General features: G+C 55.1%; 18 protein-coding genes. 4 read left to right on the plus strand and 14 right to left on the minus strand.

Translation table 11 applies throughout. The features are described from left to right. Nucleotides 1-92: 92 nt before the first annotated feature. Genes hemG through pepQ form a run of 4 tightly spaced genes read right to left on the minus strand, consistent with a single transcriptional unit; the run spans nt 93 to nt 4,076 of the window. The gene (gene hemG, locus ABLV75_RS18915; protein WP_004107806.1) at nt 93-626 is read right to left on the minus strand and encodes a menaquinone-dependent protoporphyrinogen IX dehydrogenase; all 534 of its coding nucleotides are present in this window, start codon (nt 624-626) and stop codon (nt 93-95) included. An 11-nt stretch (nt 627-637) separates the two neighbouring features. After that, entirely contained in the window at nt 638-2,089 is a 1,452-nt protein-coding gene (trkH, locus tag ABLV75_RS18920) for a Trk system potassium transporter TrkH (protein WP_004107802.1), read from the minus strand. A 41-nt stretch (nt 2,090-2,130) separates the two neighbouring features. Then, nucleotides 2,131-2,745 carry an IMPACT family protein gene (locus ABLV75_RS18925; protein WP_004107800.1) on the minus strand — a complete coding sequence of 205 codons (615 nt, stop codon included), beginning with the start codon at nt 2,743-2,745 and terminating at the stop codon, nt 2,131-2,133. Continuing rightward, nucleotides 2,745-4,076: a Xaa-Pro dipeptidase gene (gene pepQ, locus ABLV75_RS18930; RefSeq protein WP_004107798.1), complete on the minus strand. Its 1,332-nt coding sequence runs from the start codon at nt 4,074-4,076 to the stop codon at nt 2,745-2,747. Before pepQ ends, ABLV75_RS18925 begins: the two co-directional genes overlap by 1 nt. Before the next feature lie 191 nt (nt 4,077-4,267). Here pepQ and fadB point away from each other — a divergent pair, with 191 nt between their 5' ends. The 3 genes from fadB to ABLV75_RS18945 all read left to right on the plus strand — a co-directional run bounded on the left by fadB (nt 4,268) and on the right by ABLV75_RS18945 (nt 8,184). After that, complete coding sequence (fadB, locus tag ABLV75_RS18935; RefSeq protein WP_004107796.1) at nt 4,268-6,457, plus strand: fatty acid oxidation complex subunit alpha FadB; 2,190 nt, start codon at nt 4,268-4,270, stop codon at nt 6,455-6,457. A 9-nt stretch (nt 6,458-6,466) separates the two neighbouring features. Next, nucleotides 6,467-7,630 (plus strand): acetyl-CoA C-acyltransferase FadA, encoded by a 1,164-nt coding sequence (gene fadA / locus ABLV75_RS18940; RefSeq protein ID WP_004107794.1) that lies wholly within the window; start codon nt 6,467-6,469, stop codon nt 7,628-7,630. A 242-nt stretch (nt 7,631-7,872) separates the two neighbouring features. Beyond that, nucleotides 7,873-8,184 carry a hypothetical protein gene (locus ABLV75_RS18945; RefSeq protein WP_004107793.1) on the plus strand — a complete coding sequence of 104 codons (312 nt, stop codon included), beginning with the start codon at nt 7,873-7,875 and terminating at the stop codon, nt 8,182-8,184. A gap of 42 nt (nt 8,185-8,226) precedes the next feature. Here the strand turns inward: ABLV75_RS18945 and fre are convergent, their stop codons facing one another. Together fre and ubiD are read right to left on the minus strand one after the other, a co-directional pair. Beyond that, complete coding sequence (gene fre, locus ABLV75_RS18950) at nt 8,227-8,928, minus strand: NAD(P)H-flavin reductase (RefSeq protein WP_004107791.1); 702 nt, start codon at nt 8,926-8,928, stop codon at nt 8,227-8,229. A 54-nt stretch (nt 8,929-8,982) separates the two neighbouring features. Continuing rightward, nucleotides 8,983-10,452, minus strand: a complete 1,470-nt coding sequence (gene ubiD, locus ABLV75_RS18955; RefSeq protein WP_004107790.1) for a 4-hydroxy-3-polyprenylbenzoate decarboxylase — start codon at nt 10,450-10,452, stop codon at nt 8,983-8,985. 176 nt (nt 10,453-10,628) lie between these two features. On the opposite strand from ubiD, the gene rfaH reads away from it, so the two are divergent. Further along, on the plus strand, nt 10,629-11,117 hold the full coding sequence (rfaH, locus tag ABLV75_RS18960; RefSeq protein WP_004097595.1) for a transcription/translation regulatory transformer protein RfaH: 489 nt from the start codon (nt 10,629-10,631) through the stop codon (nt 11,115-11,117). A gap of 6 nt (nt 11,118-11,123) precedes the next feature. Here rfaH and tatD read toward each other — a convergent pair whose 3' ends face one another. The 8 genes from tatD to rmuC form a co-directional block, all read right to left on the minus strand. After that, a complete protein-coding gene (gene tatD, locus ABLV75_RS18965) occupies nt 11,124-11,918 on the minus strand; it encodes a 3'-5' ssDNA/RNA exonuclease TatD (protein WP_172956584.1) in 795 nt (264 codons plus the stop codon). 30 nt (nt 11,919-11,948) lie between these two features. Next, on the minus strand, nt 11,949-12,722 hold the full coding sequence (gene tatC, locus ABLV75_RS18970) for a Sec-independent protein translocase subunit TatC (RefSeq protein WP_004107787.1): 774 nt from the start codon (nt 12,720-12,722) through the stop codon (nt 11,949-11,951). Nucleotides 12,723-12,724: 2 nt separating this feature from the next. Next, nucleotides 12,725-13,264 (minus strand): Sec-independent protein translocase protein TatB, encoded by a 540-nt coding sequence (tatB, locus tag ABLV75_RS18975; protein ID WP_004107785.1) that lies wholly within the window; start codon nt 13,262-13,264, stop codon nt 12,725-12,727. Nucleotides 13,265-13,267: 3 nt separating this feature from the next. After that, nucleotides 13,268-13,519, minus strand: a complete 252-nt coding sequence (tatA, locus tag ABLV75_RS18980; protein WP_004107782.1) for a Sec-independent protein translocase subunit TatA — start codon at nt 13,517-13,519, stop codon at nt 13,268-13,270. A gap of 77 nt (nt 13,520-13,596) precedes the next feature. Continuing rightward, nucleotides 13,597-15,237 (minus strand): ubiquinone biosynthesis regulatory protein kinase UbiB, encoded by a 1,641-nt coding sequence (gene ubiB / locus ABLV75_RS18985; RefSeq protein ID WP_004107780.1) that lies wholly within the window; start codon nt 15,235-15,237, stop codon nt 13,597-13,599. After that, on the minus strand, nt 15,234-15,839 hold the full coding sequence (locus tag ABLV75_RS18990; RefSeq protein WP_004107778.1) for an SCP2 domain-containing protein: 606 nt from the start codon (nt 15,837-15,839) through the stop codon (nt 15,234-15,236). The genes ubiB and ABLV75_RS18990 overlap by 4 nt, the downstream gene beginning before the upstream one ends. Nucleotides 15,840-15,852: 13 nt before the next feature. After that, the gene (gene ubiE, locus ABLV75_RS18995) at nt 15,853-16,608 is read right to left on the minus strand and encodes a bifunctional demethylmenaquinone methyltransferase/2-methoxy-6-polyprenyl-1,4-benzoquinol methylase UbiE (protein ID WP_004107776.1); all 756 of its coding nucleotides are present in this window, start codon (nt 16,606-16,608) and stop codon (nt 15,853-15,855) included. A gap of 70 nt (nt 16,609-16,678) precedes the next feature. Next, nucleotides 16,679-18,127, minus strand: coding sequence for a DNA recombination protein RmuC (rmuC, locus tag ABLV75_RS19000; protein WP_004107774.1), 1,449 nt, complete (start codon nt 18,125-18,127; stop codon nt 16,679-16,681). Between the last annotated feature and the right edge of the window lie 9 nt (nt 18,128-18,136).

Here is an 18,136-nt window from a genome sequence, read left to right on the forward strand (position 1 = left end):
CGCATTATAGGGAGTAATTACGAAGTGACAAGGGGAAATTTCAAAAAACTTTTCATTCGCTCAACTTTCCATCATCGGGGTGATTTAACGCGCTATTTGCTGGTCATTTGCGCAATTTCCCGCGCAAATCTGCCTACCTGCTGCCAGTCGGTATAGACCACTTCTTTACTGACATCGGTCTCGCCGTCGGTCATCTTCATAATAAGACGGATCATAAAGCGATCGTACCAGCGATAGCGTGGATAGCGGAGCGCACCGGCAAACACTGCGCAATGCTGGGGCTGCCAGGGCGAGTTGAGCAGAAACTTGCGCGTGTAGCTATTAGTTTGCGGCGTTCGTTTTTCTGGCTTACGCGCCACGAGGTTGACCGAGAAAAAAGCCCCCGGCAGCGCCTGTAGCGATTGAAGATGCGTTTTTACAAACCGTTCCAGCGCTGGATGAAAATGACCGTAGCGGATTGATGCGCCTATCACAACGCGATCGTATAAAGGCCACTCCACCTCGTTAGTGCGGTTGAGATCAACCGTGTCCGAATCGATCCCCTGCTCTTTTAGTTCAGAGGCCAAAAACGAGGCGATCTCGCGCGTCTGTCCGTCGCGGGTGGAAAAGAGAATCAAAGTTTTCACAGGCACTCCTGTTATTCGCGCCAGAAAGTCGGAGTAAATAGCACCAGTAAGGTGAACACTTCCAGACGACCAAACAGCATATTAGCAATCAAGATCCATTTCGCGACAGGGTTCATCGTGGCAAAGTTATCCGCCACTACGCCCAGTCCCGGTCCAAGGTTGTTCAGCGTGGCGACGACTGAAGCAAAGGCCGAGAAATCATCCACGCCGGTAGCAATTATCGCCAGCATACTGATGATAAACACCAGCGCATACGCGGAGAAGAATCCCCAGACGGCTTCGAGGATACGCTCCGGCAGTGCACGGTTTCCCAGTTTAATACTGTAGACCGCATTAGGGTGTACCAGACGTTTAAGCTCGCGGTTGCCTTGCTTAAAAAGCAGCAGGATACGAATAACCTTTAGTCCACCGCCGGTGGACCCGGCGCAGCCGCCGATGAAAGCCGAACATAGCAAGAGCACCGGCAAAAATAGCGGCCAGCGCGCAATACTGTCTGTCGTGAAGCCCGCCGTTGTCGCCATCGACACCACCTGGAAAAACGCCTGGTTGACCGTCATTAACGCCGAGCTATAGACGTCATGCAGCCACAGTACAAGGGTGCATACCACCACCAGCGTAAACTGCACGCCGATAAACATACGGAATTCAGGGTCTCGCCAGTACACTTTCAGGCTGCGCCCGCTCAGTAATGAAAAGTGCAGGCCGTAGTTACAGCCAGAAATCAGCAGGAAAACCGCAATAATGGAGTTAATTGTTGGGCTATTAAAGTAACCCACGCTGGCATCATGGGTGGAGAACCCGCCAATCGCGATAGTAGAGAAGCTATGGCCGATGGCGTCAAATGCCGGCATCCCGGCAAACCACAGCGCCAACGCGCAGGCCACCGTCAGCAGGACATAAATAAGCCACAGCGTTTTTGCCGTCTCTGCAATCCGCGGCCGCATTTTGTTATCTTTCAGCGGTCCGGGCATTTCGGCCCGATACAGCTGCATCCCCCCGACGCCCAGTATCGGCAGTATCGCTACCGCCAGAACGATGATCCCCATCCCGCCAAACCACTGCAGCATCTGCCGGTAGAAAAGAATAGCATGGGGTAACGAATCGAGCCCCACCAGCGTGGTTGCCCCCGTCGTTGTCAGACCGGAGAAAGATTCAAAGAATGCATCCGTCACCGTCAGGTTCGGCTGCTCCGCAAAGATAAACGGCAATGCCCCCACGCTACCCAGCACGGTCCAGAAGAGAACCACAATCAGAAATCCTTCCCGGGATTTCAGTTCTCCCTTCTCACGACGATTAGGCCACCACAGCAGCGAACCGATGGCCAGGGCAACGAAAAAGGTCTGGGTAAACGCTCGCCCCGCACCATCGCGATATATCAGAGCTATTAATCCCGGAAGGATCATCGTCCCCGAAAACAAAATGACCAACAGTCCAACGATTCGGGTTATCGCGCGAAAATGCATCTCTGGCGCTTCCTTTGATATGCAAAAAAATCAGGTGGGGATTATTCGTCAATCTTCAGTAATTGCAACGAACCGCGACTAAAATCAGCCAGCTTTGCTGAAAATAGCGCCACTTCAGCCTGGGGAAGCGCCACGCGCAGCTGAACAGACGCCTGATATTCGCTTTCGACAATTTTTCCTGAGAACTGAGCCAACAGCGTTTCAATCCCGGCCAACTGCCCGTATTCACACTGCAAAGTATATGCGGTGAGCGGCGTCTTGCGCTGTGTTGTGAGCTGCGCTAGCGCCTGATGTACACCGCCGCCATACGCTTTCACCAGGCCGCCGGTGCCCAGCAGAATACCACCGTAGTAGCGCACGACGACAGCGGTTATCTCGCCGACGCCGCTGCCCATCAACTGCGCCAGCATTGGTTTCCCCGCCGTTCCCGCCGGTTCGCCATCGTCGGAAAAACCCAGCTGCTGAGAATCATTTGGCGGCCCTGCAACCCACGCTACGCAGTGATGACGCGCATCCGGGTGATCCGCCCTGACTGACTCGACAAACGCCTTTGCCGCCGCTACGCCATCGGTATGGGCCAACAGCGTAATAAAGCGGCTCTTTTTGATCTCTTCAACGACGGTGACCGGCTCGGCCGGTATCAACCAGCTTTCCATTACGCCAGTTTCAGATCGCGCGTCATATTTTCGATGCTGTTTTCGTGGATCACGACGTTGTCTTCGATACGGATACCGCCAAAGGGTTTCAGCGCTTCAATTTTCTGCCAGTTAAAGTGTTTGCTGAACTGTCCTTCGCGCCACGGCGCCAGCAGCGATTCGATAAAGTAGATACCCGGCTCGATCGTCAACACCATGCGCGGCTGCAGAACGCGCGTGCAGCGCAGGTAAGGATATTTTGCCGGCGCGGCCTGGTGGGTACCGGTATCATCCTGCATAAAACCAGCAACGTCATGAACCTGCAGACCTAAGGGGTGGCCAATACCGTGCGGCATAAATGGTCCGGTCAGGTCATTTTCCACCATCGCTTCTTCGCTCATGTCTTTGACTATCTGATGTTTACGCAGCAGTTTGGCGATGCGCTGATGGAACTGGACATGATAATCCACGTAGCTCACGCCCGCCTTCATGGTGCTAATCAGCGCCAGCTGTTCATCATTAACGTCTTTAATCAACTGAGCATAGTCATTATCGCCATGCGCCGCCCAGGTACGGGTCAGGTCGGCTGCATAGCCGTTGTATTCCGCGCCCGCATCCAGCAGGAAGCTACGCATCTCTGCAGGCGCACGATGATCAAGCTTTGTGTAATGCAGTACGGAGGCATGCTCGTTCAGCGCCACAATATTGCTGTACGGCACATCAGTGTCGCGATGGCCGGTCGCGGTCAGATAGGCCTGGTTGATATCAAACTCGCTCATCCCGGAGAGGAAAGCTTCATGAGCAGCCTGATGACCGTTAACCGCCGACTTCTGCGCTTCACGCATACAGGCCAGCTCATAGTCAGTTTTATAAGAGCGATAGTAGTGCAGATAATCGATCGCCCCTTTCGGGTTGATTTTATCCGCCGCAATATCCAGCCCCAGCGCACGTTCCGGTACCGGTCCGATATAAGCGATATTGCCACGCGCGGCAGGCAGCTGGCTGCCGATACCATCCGCTTTCGGCAGGGCGATCACCTCCACCTCTTCGGTCCAGAATGACGTCGGCAACGGTTCTACGTTATGCCAGTAATCAACCGGCAGATAGAACCACAGCTTTGGTTTGTTGACGCCGTCCACCAGCAGCCAGCAGTTCGGAACCTGCGTAACCGGTACCCAGGCTTTGAACTGTGGGTTGACCTTAAATGGATACGGATGATCGTCAAGAAAGACGTTGACCAGTTCACCTGAGTGAATCAACAGAGCATCCAGCTTAAAGCGGGCCAGAACATCGCGGGTGCGTTCTTGTAAGGTAACGATATGATTTTTATAGAGACCGGCCAGGGATTCCATCTTTTATCCTTTGATTTTATTGGATCGTGAATCTTCGCATCTTAGCACATTGGCTCCAGACGGGGTGATCTCTAGCGGGTGTGATCCGACCAGCATTTATTTAAAGACTTATTTGCATTTTCTTAACATAAATTCCACACTCCGTTGCATCTGGTACGACCAGATCATATTGCTGGATTCAGGAGACTGACATGCTCTACAAAGGCGACACCCTGTACCTCGACTGGCGGGAAGACGGCATTGCCGAACTGGTATTCGATGCCCCCGGCTCGGTCAATAAGCTTGATACCGCAACCGTAGCCAGCCTCGGTGAAGCGCTGGACGTGCTCGAAAAACAAAAAGATCTGCAAGGGCTACTGCTGCGCTCTGAGAAAGCAGCCTTTATCGTCGGTGCGGATATCACTGAATTTCTTTCCCTGTTCCTGGTTCCGCAAGAACAGTTAAGCCAGTGGCTGCATTTCGCCAATAGCGTATTTAATCGCCTGGAAGATTTACCGGTTCCCACTATTTCCGCCGTCAACGGCTATGCGCTGGGCGGCGGCTGCGAATGCGTGCTGGCGACCGATTATCGCCTGGCGACGCCGGATTTGCGCATTGGCCTGCCGGAAACGAAGCTGGGTATCATGCCGGGCTTTGGCGGCTCGGTGCGGATGCCGCGGATGCTTGGCGCGGACAGCGCGCTGGAAATCATTGCCGCAGGTAAAGACGTTGGCGCCGAACAGGCCTTAAAAATCGGCCTCGTCGATGGCGTGGTTAAACATGAAAAACTGCTCGATGGCGCGATAGCAATTCTGCGTCAGGCCATTAAAGGTGACCTGGACTGGAAGGCGAAGCGCCAGCCGAAGCTGGAGCCTCTTCACCTGAGTAAAATTGAAGCCGCGATGAGTTTTACCATCGCCAAAGGCATGGTGGCGCAAACCGCCGGGAAACACTACCCTGCGCCCATTACTGCCGTTAAAACCATTGAAGCCGCCGCCCGCTTTGGCCGCGAAGAAGCCTTGAATCTGGAAAACAAAAGTTTTGTCCCGCTGGCGCATACCCACGAGGCGCGGGCGCTGGTAGGTATCTTCCTTAACGATCAGTATGTTAAAGCGAAAGCGAAGAAGCTGACTAAAGATACCGACACGCCAAAACACGCGGCCGTACTGGGCGCGGGGATTATGGGCGGCGGCATTGCATACCAATCGGCATGGAAAGGCGTGCCGGTAGTCATGAAAGATATCAACGACAAATCGCTGACGCTCGGCATGACCGAAGCGGCCAAATTGCTGAATAAACAGCTTGAGCGCGGCAAAATCGATGGTCTCAAAATGGCTGGCGTTATTTCCACTATTCAGCCAACCCTGGATTACGCCGGCTTTGAGCGCGTGGACGTCGTGGTCGAAGCCGTTGTTGAGAATCCGAAAGTGAAAAAAGCGGTGCTGGCGGAAACGGAAGACAAAGTCCGTCCGGATACCGTGCTGGCATCGAATACCTCCACCATTCCCATCAGCGAGTTGGCCAGCGTACTGAAGCGCCCGGAAAACTTCTGCGGAATGCACTTCTTTAATCCGGTGCACCGGATGCCGCTGGTCGAGATTATTCGCGGTGAAAAAAGCTCGGACGAAACCATTGCGAAAGTGGTCGCCTGGGCCAGCAAAATGGGTAAAACGCCAATAGTGGTCAACGACTGCCCCGGTTTCTTTGTTAACCGCGTGCTGTTCCCCTACTTCGCCGGTTTCAGCCAGCTGCTGCGCGACGGCGCAGACTTCCGCAAAGTCGACAAAGTGATGGAAAAGCAGTTTGGCTGGCCGATGGGCCCGGCCTATCTGCTGGACGTCGTTGGCATTGATACCGCGCATCACGCGCAGGCAGTCATGGCGGCGGGCTTCCCGCAGCGGATGCAGAAAGATTATCGCGATGCGATCGATGCGCTGTTCGACGCTAACCGTTTCGGCCAGAAAAATGGCCTCGGCTTCTGGCGCTACAAAGAAGACAGCAAAGGTAAGCCGAAGAAGGAAGAGGATGCCGCAGTCGATAACCTGCTGGCAGAAGTCAGCCAGCCGAAGCGTGATTTCAGCGATGAAGAGATTATCGCCCGCATGATGATCCCGATGGTCAACGAAGTGGTGCGTTGTCTTGAAGAGGGCATTATCGCCAGCCCGGCGGAAGCCGATATGGCGCTGGTCTATGGTCTCGGCTTCCCTCCGTTCCACGGCGGCGCGTTCCGCTGGCTGGATACCCTCGGTAGCGCAAAATATCTCGATATGGCGCAGCAGTATCAGCATCTCGGTCCGCTGTATGACGTGCCGGAAGGATTGCGCAGCAAAGCGCGTCATAACGAACCGTACTATCCCCCGGTTGAGCCTGCCCGTGCGCCAGGCGAGCTGAAAACGGCTTAAGGAGTCACAATGGAACAGGTTGTCATTGTCGATGCAGTTCGTACCCCGATGGGCCGTTCGAAGGGCGGCGCCTTTCGCCATGTGCGCGCGGAAGATCTCTCCGCGCACCTGATGCGTAGCCTGCTTTCACGTAATCCATCCCTTGAAGCAAGCGCCATTGATGATATTTACTGGGGATGCGTTCAGCAGACCCTTGAACAGGGTTTCAATATTGCCCGCAACGCGGCGCTGCTGGCGGAAATCCCGCATTCCGTGCCCGCCAACACGGTCAATCGACTGTGCGGTTCTTCCATGCAGGCGCTTCACGACGCGGCCCGCATGATCATGACCGGCGATGCCAGCGTATGCCTGATTGGCGGCGTAGAACATATGGGCCACGTCCCGATGAGCCACGGTGTGGATTTTCACCCGGGCCTGAGCCGGAACGTCGCTAAAGCCGCCGGGATGATGGGGCTGACCGCAGAAATGCTGGCGCGCCTGCACGGCATCAGCCGGGAAATGCAGGATCAGTTTGCAGCCCGCTCCCACGCCCGCGCCTGGGCCGCGACGCAATCTGGCGCATTCAAAACGGAGATTGTTCCGACCGGCGGTCACGACGCCGACGGCGTACTGAAGTCATACAGCTATGATGAAGTGATTCGCCCGGAGACGACGGTAGAAGCGCTGGCTGCGCTGAGGCCCGCGTTCGATCCCGTCACCGGTACCGTAACGGCGGGTACCTCTTCTGCCCTTTCCGATGGCGCCGCAGCCATGCTGTTAATGAGCGAAAGTCGCGCCCGCGAGCTGGGCCTGAAGCCTCGCGCTCGCGTGCGTTCGATGGCCGTCGTCGGCTGCGACCCGTCAATAATGGGCTTCGGCCCGGTTCCCGCGTCAAAGCTGGCGCTGAAAAAAGCCGGGCTCACCACCAGCGATATCGATGTGTTCGAGATGAACGAAGCTTTTGCCGCGCAGATCCTGCCGTGCATTAAAGATCTGGGACTGATGGAACAGATCGACGAGAAGATCAATCTCAACGGCGGCGCGATCGCCCTGGGCCATCCGCTCGGCTGTTCAGGCGCGCGCATCAGCACCACGCTCATCAACCAGATGGAGCGCAAAGATGCGCAGTTCGGCCTGGCGACGATGTGTATTGGTTTAGGTCAGGGGATCGCGACGGTATTCGAGCGGGTTTAAGCAAAGAGTTAATTCCCTGAATCATTCGCGCGGCATCGCGGCGGCAACCGAGCAAATCCCCGGGAGCATAGATAACTCTGTGACCGGGGTGAGCGAGCGCAGCCAACAAAAAGGCAGCGTGAATGATAACGGGGAGAAGGTTTAGTTGCCGTTCTTCCCGCCTGTCAGGGGCGGGTTTTTTATTTCCGCTATTCAGCTATTATCACCGGATACGTCACGTTGACTAAGGATAATAACGACTTATGAAAACACTCCCTTTCATACTTCTGCTCACCGCATTCTCTGGCGCTGCTCTTGCCAGCGAACAGGATAACGCTCAGGCATGCCTCTCATGGGGAATCAATAAAATGGCGCAGAATCCGGAAAGCGAGCGGCTCAAGGACCTGACCATCACCAATATTAATACCGAACGCTATGATGAGAAGATAGGCAGCCAGCATATCGCGACGCAGTTAGCCGCCACGCTGGAAAAAGAAGGGAACCCCGTAGGGAAAATGCTCTGTTTGCTGGAAAACGATCGACCGCTGTACGTTTACTTTAGCGATGCGCGCTAGAACAGCATCCGGACCAACGCCCGGATGCCTTCACAGCGGCAATCAGATAAAGGCAAACGCGTCGCCAAACAGACGCTCTTCGCGGGCGCCGCGCTCGTTGCAGAACAGATCGCGGGCAATTTTAGCCATCTCGAAGCGACCTGCAATATAGATATCATGATCGCCCAGCGTACCGTAATCCTGCAGGACCGCGGTGAGTACGGTTCCGGTACGGCCACGCCACTCAGCGTCAGGCTGCTCAACCACGGGCTCGATGCGTAAGCCCGGATGCTGCACGCTTAATGCTTCCAGTTCCGCCAGATCATAGAGATGCTTCGCTTCGCGTCCGCCCCAATAGATAGCGATATCGCGGTTTGGATTGCGCGCCAGCGCGGTAAGCAAAATCGAACGCACGTAAGAGAAGCCCGTTCCCCCAGCGATTAAAATCAGCGGGCGTTCTTCATCATCGCGCAGCCAGGCTTCGCCATGCGGCAGATCGACCTCGATTTCACGCTCTTTCAGGATCCGATCCATCACTGCCATCGCATACAGATTAAGTTCAGATGCACCGATATGCAGTTCGATAAACTCCTGTTCCGACGGCGTAGAAGCCATGGAGAATGGGCGCTTATCGCGTTCGTCCATCACGACCATCAGATACTGACCAGCCCGGAAAGAAAACGCCGCTTCCGGCACTAATCGAACGCGATACACAGTATCGGTAATCGCCTCCACCGAGGTCACTTTACAGCTTAAGGTTGTCATGCGTCCCCTCTGTCGGGTCTATTGTGCAAAACAGCGGCGTAGCCCCGCTTACTGTTATTTGAAGATGGCCAGTTCATCCCAGATGGCGTCAACGCGCGCCGTCACCTCAGGATCTTTCTTAATCGGACGACCCCACTCGCGCTGGGTCTCACCGGGCCATTTATTTGTGGCATCCAGCCCCATTTTTGAACCCAAACCGGAAACCGGTGAGGCAAAATCCAGATAATCAATTGGCGTATTTTCTACCATTACCGTATCACGCGCCGGGTCCATACGGGTAGTAATCGCCCAAATCACATCATTCCAGTCACGCGCGTTGACATCATCATCGCAGACGATAACAAACTTGGTATACATGAACTGACGGAGGAAGGACCAGACTCCCATCATGACGCGTTTCGCGTGACCGGCGTACTGCTTCTTCATCGTGACCACCGCCAGGCGATAGGAGCAGCCTTCAGGTGGTAAATAGAAATCCACAATCTCAGGAAACTGCTTTTGCAGAATAGGGACGAAGACTTCGTTCAGCGCAACGCCCAGTACCGCGGGTTCGTCCGGCGGACGTCCGGTGTAGGTCGAATGGTAGATAGCGTCTTCACGCTGAGTAATATGGGTAACGGTAAAGACCGGGAAATTATCCACTTCATTGTAGTAGCCCGTATGATCGCCATACGGCCCTTCCGGCGCCATTTCACCGACTTCAATATACCCTTCCAGCACAATCTCTGCGCTGGCGGGCACCTCCAGATCGTTAGAGATGCACTTCACGACTTCGGTTTTCGTACCGCGCAGCAGCCCGGCAAATGCATACTCGGAGAGGGTGTCGGGAACCGGAGTCACCGCCCCGAGAATGGTTGCCGGATCGGCACCCAGCGCAACGGAGACCGGGAAACGCTCGCCAGGGCGCGCTGCGCACCACTCCTGGAAATCCAGCGCGCCGCCGCGATGCGATAGCCAGCGCATAATCAGCTTGTTCTTGCCAATCAGCTGCTGGCGATAAATGCCCAGATTTTGCCGCTCTTTATGCGGGCCGCGCGTCACCGTCAGGCCCCAGGTGATCAGCGGTGCGGCATCTTCCGGCCAGCAGGTCATGATCGGGATGCGGCCCAGATCGACATCATCGCCCTGAATAATTTTTTGCTGGCATGGCGCCCCGCGCAGACGCTTAGTCGGCATATTCAGCACCTGCTTGAACTGCGGCAGCTTATCAAACAGATCGCGGAAACCTTTTGGTGGTTCCGGCTCTTTCAGGAATGCCAGGAGCTTACCCACTTCGCGCAGAGAACTGACATCCTCCTGCCCCATCCCCAGCGCAACTCGCCGCGGCGTGCCGAAAAGATTACACAACACCGGCATCGCGTAGCCTTTAGGATTTTCAAATAGCAGGGCCGGACCGCCAGCACGCAAGGTGCGATCGGCAATTTCGGTAATTTCCAGATGAGGATCGACCGGCAGGGAAATCCGTTTCAATTCCCCCTGCTGCTCCAGTAATGTCAGAAATTCGCGTAGATCGTGGTATTTCATGGAGTTGTTATTGACCTCTATACAGGCGGCTGATTATACGGCGTTCGCCGGAGCTATGCTGTATTTTTGTTAAATTAGCGTGAAAGAACGCTGAAATTTAGCTTTCAACTGCAATGATTTCGCGATCGCCCCGGCCTTTTGTTATGCTTGCTGCTAGTAGAGTGGAAAGAGTTATTATGCAAGCCTGGTATTTACTTTATTGCAAACGTGGGCAGCTTGAGCGCGCCCAGGAACATCTCGAGCGGCAGGCCGTCAATTGCCTGATGCCAACGATCGAACTGGAAAAAATCGTCCGCGGTAAACGCACGACGGTCAGCGAACCCCTGTTCCCAAACTATCTGTTTATCGAGTTTGACCCGGAAGTGATTCATACCACCACCATCAGCGCAACGCGCGGCGTGAACAGCTTTGTGCGTTTCGGCGCGCTGCCCGCGATCGTGCCGTCTGCGGTTATTCATCAGCTCTCCATCTACAAACCGGAAGGTATTACCGACCCGGAAACGCCGCATGAAGGCGACAGCGTGCTGATCACCGATGGCGCCTTTGAGGGTCTCCAGGCTATCTTTACCGAACCGGATGGCGAAGCCCGCTCTATGCTGCTGCTGAATCTGCTTAACAAGCAGGTATTACAAAGCGTCAAAAATACTGACTTTTATAAAATCTGACGGCGTCTAAAAACGCACGCCAAAGAGCCTTCTGACGTTAGCATCGGTAATCTCTTCCAGCCACGGCGCTTCTTCTCCGCGCCACTCCGCGATACGAGACAGAATATGCGGCAGATATGCAGGCTCATTGCGGCGGGAAGCGGGTTTTGGCTGCATATCCCGCGGCAGCAGATACGGCGCATCGGTCTCAATCAGCAGGCGATCGGCCGGGATATCGGCCAGGAGAGCCCGCAGCTCCAGCCCCCGACGCTCATCGCATACCCAGCCGGTAATGCCAATAAATAATCCCAGCTCCACGCATTCGCGCATCTCTTCGCGGCTACCGGTAAAGCAATGCACCACGGCCCCCGGAAGCTTATCAAGCCACGGGGTTAGCAGGGCCAGGAAACGGTCGTGCGCATCGCGGCAGTGCAAAAATACCGGCATCGACAGTTCCGCAGCCAGCGCCAGTTGGGCGCTAAACGCCGCCTCTTGCTCGTGAGGCGTTGAAAAGTTGCGGTTGAAATCCAGCCCGCATTCACCAATCGCAACGACCTCTGGCTCGCGGGCCAGCTCGTAGACCGCTGCCGCGGCCGATTCCGTCCAGCTGCGGCTGTCGTGGGGATGAACACCGGCCGTTGACCAGCATCCGGAATAACCATGCGCCAGCTGCTGCGCCTGCGCGCTTTCATGAAGGTTGGTCCCCGTCAACAGCATTCCTGTGACTCCCGCCGCCCGGGCTCGGGCAATAACCTCGTCCCGATCGCGGGAAAACTGCGAGCTGGTCAGATTCACGCCGATATCAAACATCATCACTCCCATACGGCAACCGCCCTGACGGGCGGTTGCGCTTTATTCTTCTTTGCCCTGCGCCTCTTCGGCTGCGGCATCCTCGTCACGCGTCAGGCGCTTACCGGTATAGAACCGCGCGAAGAAGACCCCGACTTCAAACAGGCAGTACATAGGAATCGCCAGCAGCGTTTGCGAGAACACATCCGGCGGCGTCAGCAGCATCCCAACGACAAATGCGCCAACCAGAACATAGGGGCGTTTCTTACGCAGGTCTTCCGGCGTGGTGACGCCCATCCAGCACAGCAGGACGATGGCTACGGGAACCTCAAATGAGACGCCAAAGGCGATAAACAACGCCATCACAAAGTCGAGGTAGCTGCGAATATCGGTCGAGACCTGTACGCCTTCCGGCGCCGCATGGGTCAGAAAACCAAACGCCAGCGGGAAAACAACAAAGTAGGCAAAAGCCATGCCGATATAGAACAGCAACGTACTGGAGACCAGCAGCGGCATAACCAATCGACGTTCGTGCTTATACAGCGCTGGCGCCACAAAGGCCCAAACCTGATACAAAATGACCGGCACCGACAAAATTATCGATACCATGAAGGTCAGCTTGATCGGCGTGAAGAAAGGCGAGGCCACATCCGTTGCGATCATAGTCGCGCCAACCGGCATCTGCCGAATAAGCGGCGCAGAAACCAGCTGATAGATGTCATTGGCGAAATAAACCAACGCCAGGAAAATGACCAGAATCGCAAGAATGCTGTTGATTAAGCGCTTGCGCAGCTCAATCAGATGCGTAATTAGCGGTTGAGTATCGTCTACGCCCATTTTTACTGTTTATCACTCGATACGGGGGAGGAGGAATCGGAAGCCGCCACGGCAACTTTTACTTTCTCTGCCGGGATTTCACTCTGCGAAACGGGGAGCTCTTCAGACACGGGTTCAGGTACGTGCTCAGGCGCGCTGGCCTGATGTTCAGCCGTTGCTGGCGTCACGTCCTTGCGCTGCTCTTCACTCCCTTTTACAACCGGGTTATGAATCGTGTTGGCTTCGTCGCTGGCTTTTTCAGGATCGTGGGCGGAATAGGATCGCTTCATAGATTCAGCCGCTTCTCGCAGCTCATCCATAGATGCTTTTAGCTCAGGCGTCAGGTTATCCAGACTGGCCTTTTCCACCTTCTTAAGGCTTTCCTGAAACTCCTGCAGTTTTAATTCCTGGGTTATTTCATTTTGTACGGTAGCCGCCAGCGACCGCAGCGTACGGATCCAGCTGACTACCGTTTTTACCGCTACCGGTAGTCGCTGTGGCCCCAAAACGATGAGGCCAATCACGAATACCAGCAGAAGTTCACTAAAACCGATATCGAACACGAATTACACCTGCTCTTTGTCGTGGCGTTTAGTCTCGTCTTTTTTTGCGTCATCCGGCTTATCAGCAAGGGTTTTTGCCGCGAAATCTGCATCCGGCGCGGATTTTTCCGGTTTATCGTCGTCGCTCATGGCCTTTTTAAAACCTTTGATCGACGCCCCCAAATCGGAACCGAGCGAGCTCAGCTTTTTTGTCCCAAAAAGCAGAACCACAATGACGACAACAATGAGTAACTGCCAAATACTGATACCACCCATACACATTCCCCTATGACAGATGATGAATTAATAGGACGCATTATACACGTTATGCGCAGTGATAAAGGCGACTGCCGTCAGTTCGTCTTACGCCAGCCGATAAGCCAGGTTACGACGCCAGCGGCCATCAGCCAGCCGGGCATCATGCCCCACTCAGGGCGGTGGATGAACAGCAGCGTACCACTCAGTAATAAAACCGCGCCTATACCAAACAGATAACGGGACTGCCCCTGGCGCACGTGCCGCACCTGGATGTCGCGCACGATGGTATCGACGCTATTCTGTAACTGCTTGCTTTGCTGCAGGCTCTGATATACCAGCTCAGGTATTTCCGGCATTCTCTCAATCCAGAACGGCGCCTTCTCTTTAAAAGCCCGCACCAGAGCCGGAATGCCCACCTGATCTTTAATCCACGACTCAAGGAACGGTTTCGCCGTTTTCCACAAGTCTAACTGAGGATAGAGCTGGCGACCTACTCCTTCTACGTAAAGTAATGTCTTCTGCAGCAGAACCAGCTGCGGCTGCACTTCCATATTGAAACGTCGCGCCGTGTTAAACAGGTTCAACAACACATGGCCAAACGAGATTTCCGCCAGCGGTTTTTCAAAAATAGGCTCGCAGACGGTACGAATGGCAAATTCGAACTCTTCGACGTTGGTATCTGCGGGAACCCAGCCGGAATCAACGTGCAGTTCCGCAACCTTACGGTAGTCGCGATTAAAGAAGGCAATAAAGTTTTCCGCCAGATAGCGTTTATCTTCTTTGTTCAGCGAGCCGACGATACCGCAGTCTATACCAATATACTGCGGGTCTTCCGGGTGGTTACGACTGACGAAAATGTTGCCCGGATGCATGTCGGCATGGAAGAAGCTGTCGCGGAAAACCTGAGTAAAGAAGACCTGCACGCCGCGCTCAGCCAGCAGCTGCATGTTGGTCCCCTGCGCTTCCAGCGCGGCGACGTCGGAAACGGGGATCCCGTAAATCCGCTCCATCACCATCATGCCTTCACTGCAGTAGTCCGAGTAAACTTCCGGGACATAAAGCATCGGGCTATCTTCAAAGTTGCGCCGCAGCTGAATAGCGTTAGCCGATTCACGCAGCAGGTTGAGCTCATCCAGCAGCGTTTTTTCGTATTCACGCACCACTTCCTGCGGGCGCAGGCGACGACCGTCCGGTAACAGACGAGGCACCCAGCGGGCAAGGCGGTAGATGAGCTTCATATCCGCTTTGATAACCGGCACGATATCCGGGCGGATCACTTTAATGACCACTTCTTTGCCGTTCTCTTTCAAGCGCGCGGTATGCACCTGGGCAATAGAAGCGGAAGCAAGCGGTTCAACAGAGAAATCATCAAACCAGGCTTCTACCGGCAGGCCGCCCATGGCTTGCTCAATTTGCTTTTTGGCCTGCAGACCATCAAAAGGCGCAACGCGATCCTGCAGCATGGCCAGTTGATCGGCAATGTGGGGAGGGAACAGGTCGCGACGGGTCGAGAGCATCTGGCCAAACTTGATCCACACCGGACCCAGCTCCTGCAGCGCAAGGCGCAGGCGCTCGCCAAGAGGACGTTCTTTATGGCGGTTTGGCATCCAGAACAGCATCCGCCGCCAGATTCGCAGCGGCAGCGTGATACGCATTTTAGGAATGAGCTCATCAAGCCCGTAGCTCAAAAAGGTGTGGACGATGAAATACAGGCGCCGTAATTCTCCTGGCGTCATTTGCCCTCCAGCGTTTCCAGCCGTTTTTCCAGCGCGGCCAGCGCTCGCTCAACGGCTGTGGTTTCTTCAGCAAACCAGGCCAGCTCCAGCGGACCCGGCGCCAGGCGCCACTCTTCGGTAATCGCTTCCGCAACATAGCGCTGCTGGCGCTGAGCGCCACGCAGAAGAAAACGAGCACCGCCGCGGAATACTTTACTAAAGCCTTCCGCAACCACATCCCCGGTATACGGGGCGAGCAGTTCAGCCGGATCGAACTCCGCGAGATCGCACAGCGTAACGGTATTTTGTACCACCTGCAGATCGCCCTGCACTTCAAGATCGCCGCTGCGAATCAGCGCGGTAAGCTGCTGGCGATTACGTAGCTGCGGAAGCACGCTCAGGCGAGTACGCACGGTGCAGTCTGCCTCGCCTTCCCACGCCCCCAGCACATCGACCTGGCGCTCGCTAAAAACCAGCACCACGGGTTCGGAGAGCTCCTGCAGTTCGACACGCAGCACTTTCCCCAGCAGACGCTGACGGGCAGGTTTCAACGCCCGATCGCGCCAGAGGAAGGTATTCAGAACCGTCTCAAGACCGGCGGTAACCAGTGGTTTGAAAGGCATAGCGTCCCTCCTGTCAGAACTTATAACCGCGGTGTAGCGCAACGATGCCTGCCGTGAGGTTGTAGTAGTCGACGTTTTCAAATCCTGCATCCTGCATCATGCCTTTCAGCGTGTCCTGATCGGGATGCATTCGAATAGATTCAGCAAGATAACGATAGCTTTCGGCGTCTTTCGCAACCAGCTCGCCTACGCGCGGCAGGATATGGAAGGAATAGGCGTCGTAGGCTTTGCTAAGCGGCTCAATAATCGGTTTTGAGAATTCCAGCACCAGCAGACGGCCACCCGGCTTTAATACGCGGTACATAGAGCGCAGCGCTTTTTCTTTATCCGTCACGTTACGCAGACCGAAAGAAATCGTAATGCAGTCAAAGGTGTTGTCCGCAAAAGGTAGCGCTTCGGCGTTCGCCTGGACGTATTCCACGTTGCCGACAATGCCGATATTGCGCAGCTTTTCACGGCCCATTTTCAGCATAGAGTCGTTGATATCCGCCAGCATCACGCGGCCGGTTTCGCCGACCAGGCGAGAAAATTTCGCCGTCAGATCGCCGGTTCCTCCGGCCAGATCCAACACGGTTTGCCCACGGCGGACGCCGCTGCAGTCGATGGTGAAACGCTTCCACAAACGATGAATACCGAACGACATCAGATCGTTCATTACGTCATATTTTGCGGCCACAGAATGAAATACATGCGCCACCATGTCAGCTTTCTGCTCTTTGGCGACAGTCTGAAAGCCAAAATGCGTCGTTTCTTGTGAATCCTCAACCATCTCTATGCCTGCTTACTTATCAAGAAAATGTTCGTTGAGTGTAACAGGTTTAGCGCACTTCCCATACGCTTCAACGCGGCTGAGGACGGTTCTCATACGCAGCGGCAACGGCCTTATCGGCAGAAAAGTCTTTATCTTCCTGCGTGTTACCGTCTTCTGTAAGGAAGTATTCTTCATCCTGCGCAGCTGCCTGTTCGACTAAGTCAGGATTAATCCCACGTTTAACCTCCACCCCCAGCCCGCGAAATGACTCCGCCTGCACCAGCAGGTTACCGCGCCCGGAGGCGAGCTTTTTCATCGCCTGACGGTAGTTATCCTGGGCTTTATCCAGGCTCTGGCCAATGGCCGACATATCGTCAACAAACAGACGCATCTTGTCATACAGACGCCCCGCTCTTTCGGCAATTTTCTGCGCGTTACGGCTCTGATGTTCATAGCGCCAGAGATTGGCGATGGTCCGTAGCGCCACCAGCAGCGTGGTCGGGCTCACCAGCATGATGTTGTTTTTCAGCGCTTCGCTAATGAGTTCCGGCTGGCGATCGATTGCCAGCAGGAAGGCCGGTTCCACCGGGATAAACATCAGAACATAGTCAAGCGAGCGCAGCCCAGGCAGCTGCTGATAATCTTTGCGTCCCAGCAGGCGCATATGGTTGCGTACGGAAGCAATATGCTCCTGCAGCGCCGCCTCTCGGGTGTAATCATCGTCAGCGTTGAAGTAGCGCTCATAGGCCACCAGGGTCATTTTGGCATCGATGACCACATCCTTTCCCTGCGGCAAACGGACGATCACATCAGGCTGCATCCGCGCGCGGTTTTCCGTTTCGATGCTCACCTGAGTTTGATATTCATGGCCTTCCCGCAGCCCCGATGCTTCCAGTACGCGGGTCAACACCACCTCGCCCCAGTTGCCCTGGGTTTTGTTATCGCCTTTTAGCGCGCGGGTCAGATTTAGCGCTTCCTGGGCCATCTGCGCATTTAGCTGCTGAAGATTGCGGATTTCATGGGCCAGGGTGTGACGCTCCCGCGCTTCCTGGCCAAAGCTATCCTGCACCTGCCGACGAAAGCCATCCAGCTGTTCGCGCAGCGGCGTCAGCAGACCATGCAGGCTCTGGCGGTTCTGCTCATCTACCCGGCGATTACTGTGCTCAAAAATACGGTTCGCCAGATTCTCAAACTGCTCGCTAAGCCGCTGCTCGCTGTTAACCATCTGGCGGATTTTGTCTTCCGCATGCAGCTGAGTGGATTCAAGACGAGTGGTCACTTCGCGGAGGTCAGCTTCCAGCGAGGCGTTGATTTCGCGCAGGCTGCGCAGCTCGTTATTCAGCAGTTCACACTCTTCGCGCCAGTGAGACTCCTGTACCAGCCGTTGGCGGGTGGCGCTCAGCTCAATATCCAGCTCGCGCCGCTCTTCGATGAGATCGGCGCGAATTTGATCGGCGTGCGCTTTGGTCGCCAGCCAGCCGACAATCAGCCCCACGGCCAGCGCCACGACGGCACTAATAATAATTGAGATATCCACAACGCCCCC

The organism is Klebsiella sp. CN_Kp066 (assembly GCF_040065135.1).
Taxonomy (GTDB): Bacteria; Pseudomonadota; Gammaproteobacteria; order Enterobacterales; family Enterobacteriaceae; genus Klebsiella; species Klebsiella oxytoca.

What these genes read in the sequence shown, in the direction of transcription:
- trkH (WP_004107802.1), bottom strand. Translation starts at nt 2,089, where the DNA reads ATGCATTTTCGCGCGATAACCCGAATCGTTGGACTGTTGGTCATTTTG.
- ABLV75_RS18925 (WP_004107800.1), bottom strand. Translation starts at nt 2,745, where the DNA reads ATGGAAAGCTGGTTGATACCGGCCGAGCCGGTCACCGTCGTTGAAGAG.
- pepQ (WP_004107798.1), bottom strand. Translation starts at nt 4,076, where the DNA reads ATGGAATCCCTGGCCGGTCTCTATAAAAATCATATCGTTACCTTACAA.
- fadB (WP_004107796.1), top strand. Translation starts at nt 4,268, where the DNA reads ATGCTCTACAAAGGCGACACCCTGTACCTCGACTGGCGGGAAGACGGC.
- fadA (WP_004107794.1), top strand. Translation starts at nt 6,467, where the DNA reads ATGGAACAGGTTGTCATTGTCGATGCAGTTCGTACCCCGATGGGCCGT.
- ABLV75_RS18945 (WP_004107793.1), top strand. Translation starts at nt 7,873, where the DNA reads ATGAAAACACTCCCTTTCATACTTCTGCTCACCGCATTCTCTGGCGCT.
- fre (WP_004107791.1), bottom strand. Translation starts at nt 8,928, where the DNA reads ATGACAACCTTAAGCTGTAAAGTGACCTCGGTGGAGGCGATTACCGAT.
- ubiD (WP_004107790.1), bottom strand. Translation starts at nt 10,452, where the DNA reads ATGAAATACCACGATCTACGCGAATTTCTGACATTACTGGAGCAGCAG.
- rfaH (WP_004097595.1), top strand. Translation starts at nt 10,629, where the DNA reads ATGCAAGCCTGGTATTTACTTTATTGCAAACGTGGGCAGCTTGAGCGC.
- tatD (WP_172956584.1), bottom strand. Translation starts at nt 11,918, where the DNA reads ATGGGAGTGATGATGTTTGATATCGGCGTGAATCTGACCAGCTCGCAG.
- tatC (WP_004107787.1), bottom strand. Translation starts at nt 12,722, where the DNA reads ATGGGCGTAGACGATACTCAACCGCTAATTACGCATCTGATTGAGCTG.
- tatA (WP_004107782.1), bottom strand. Translation starts at nt 13,519, where the DNA reads ATGGGTGGTATCAGTATTTGGCAGTTACTCATTGTTGTCGTCATTGTG.
- ubiB (WP_004107780.1), bottom strand. Translation starts at nt 15,237, where the DNA reads ATGACGCCAGGAGAATTACGGCGCCTGTATTTCATCGTCCACACCTTT.
- ABLV75_RS18990 (WP_004107778.1), bottom strand. Translation starts at nt 15,839, where the DNA reads ATGCCTTTCAAACCACTGGTTACCGCCGGTCTTGAGACGGTTCTGAAT.
- ubiE (WP_004107776.1), bottom strand. Translation starts at nt 16,608, where the DNA reads ATGGTTGAGGATTCACAAGAAACGACGCATTTTGGCTTTCAGACTGTC.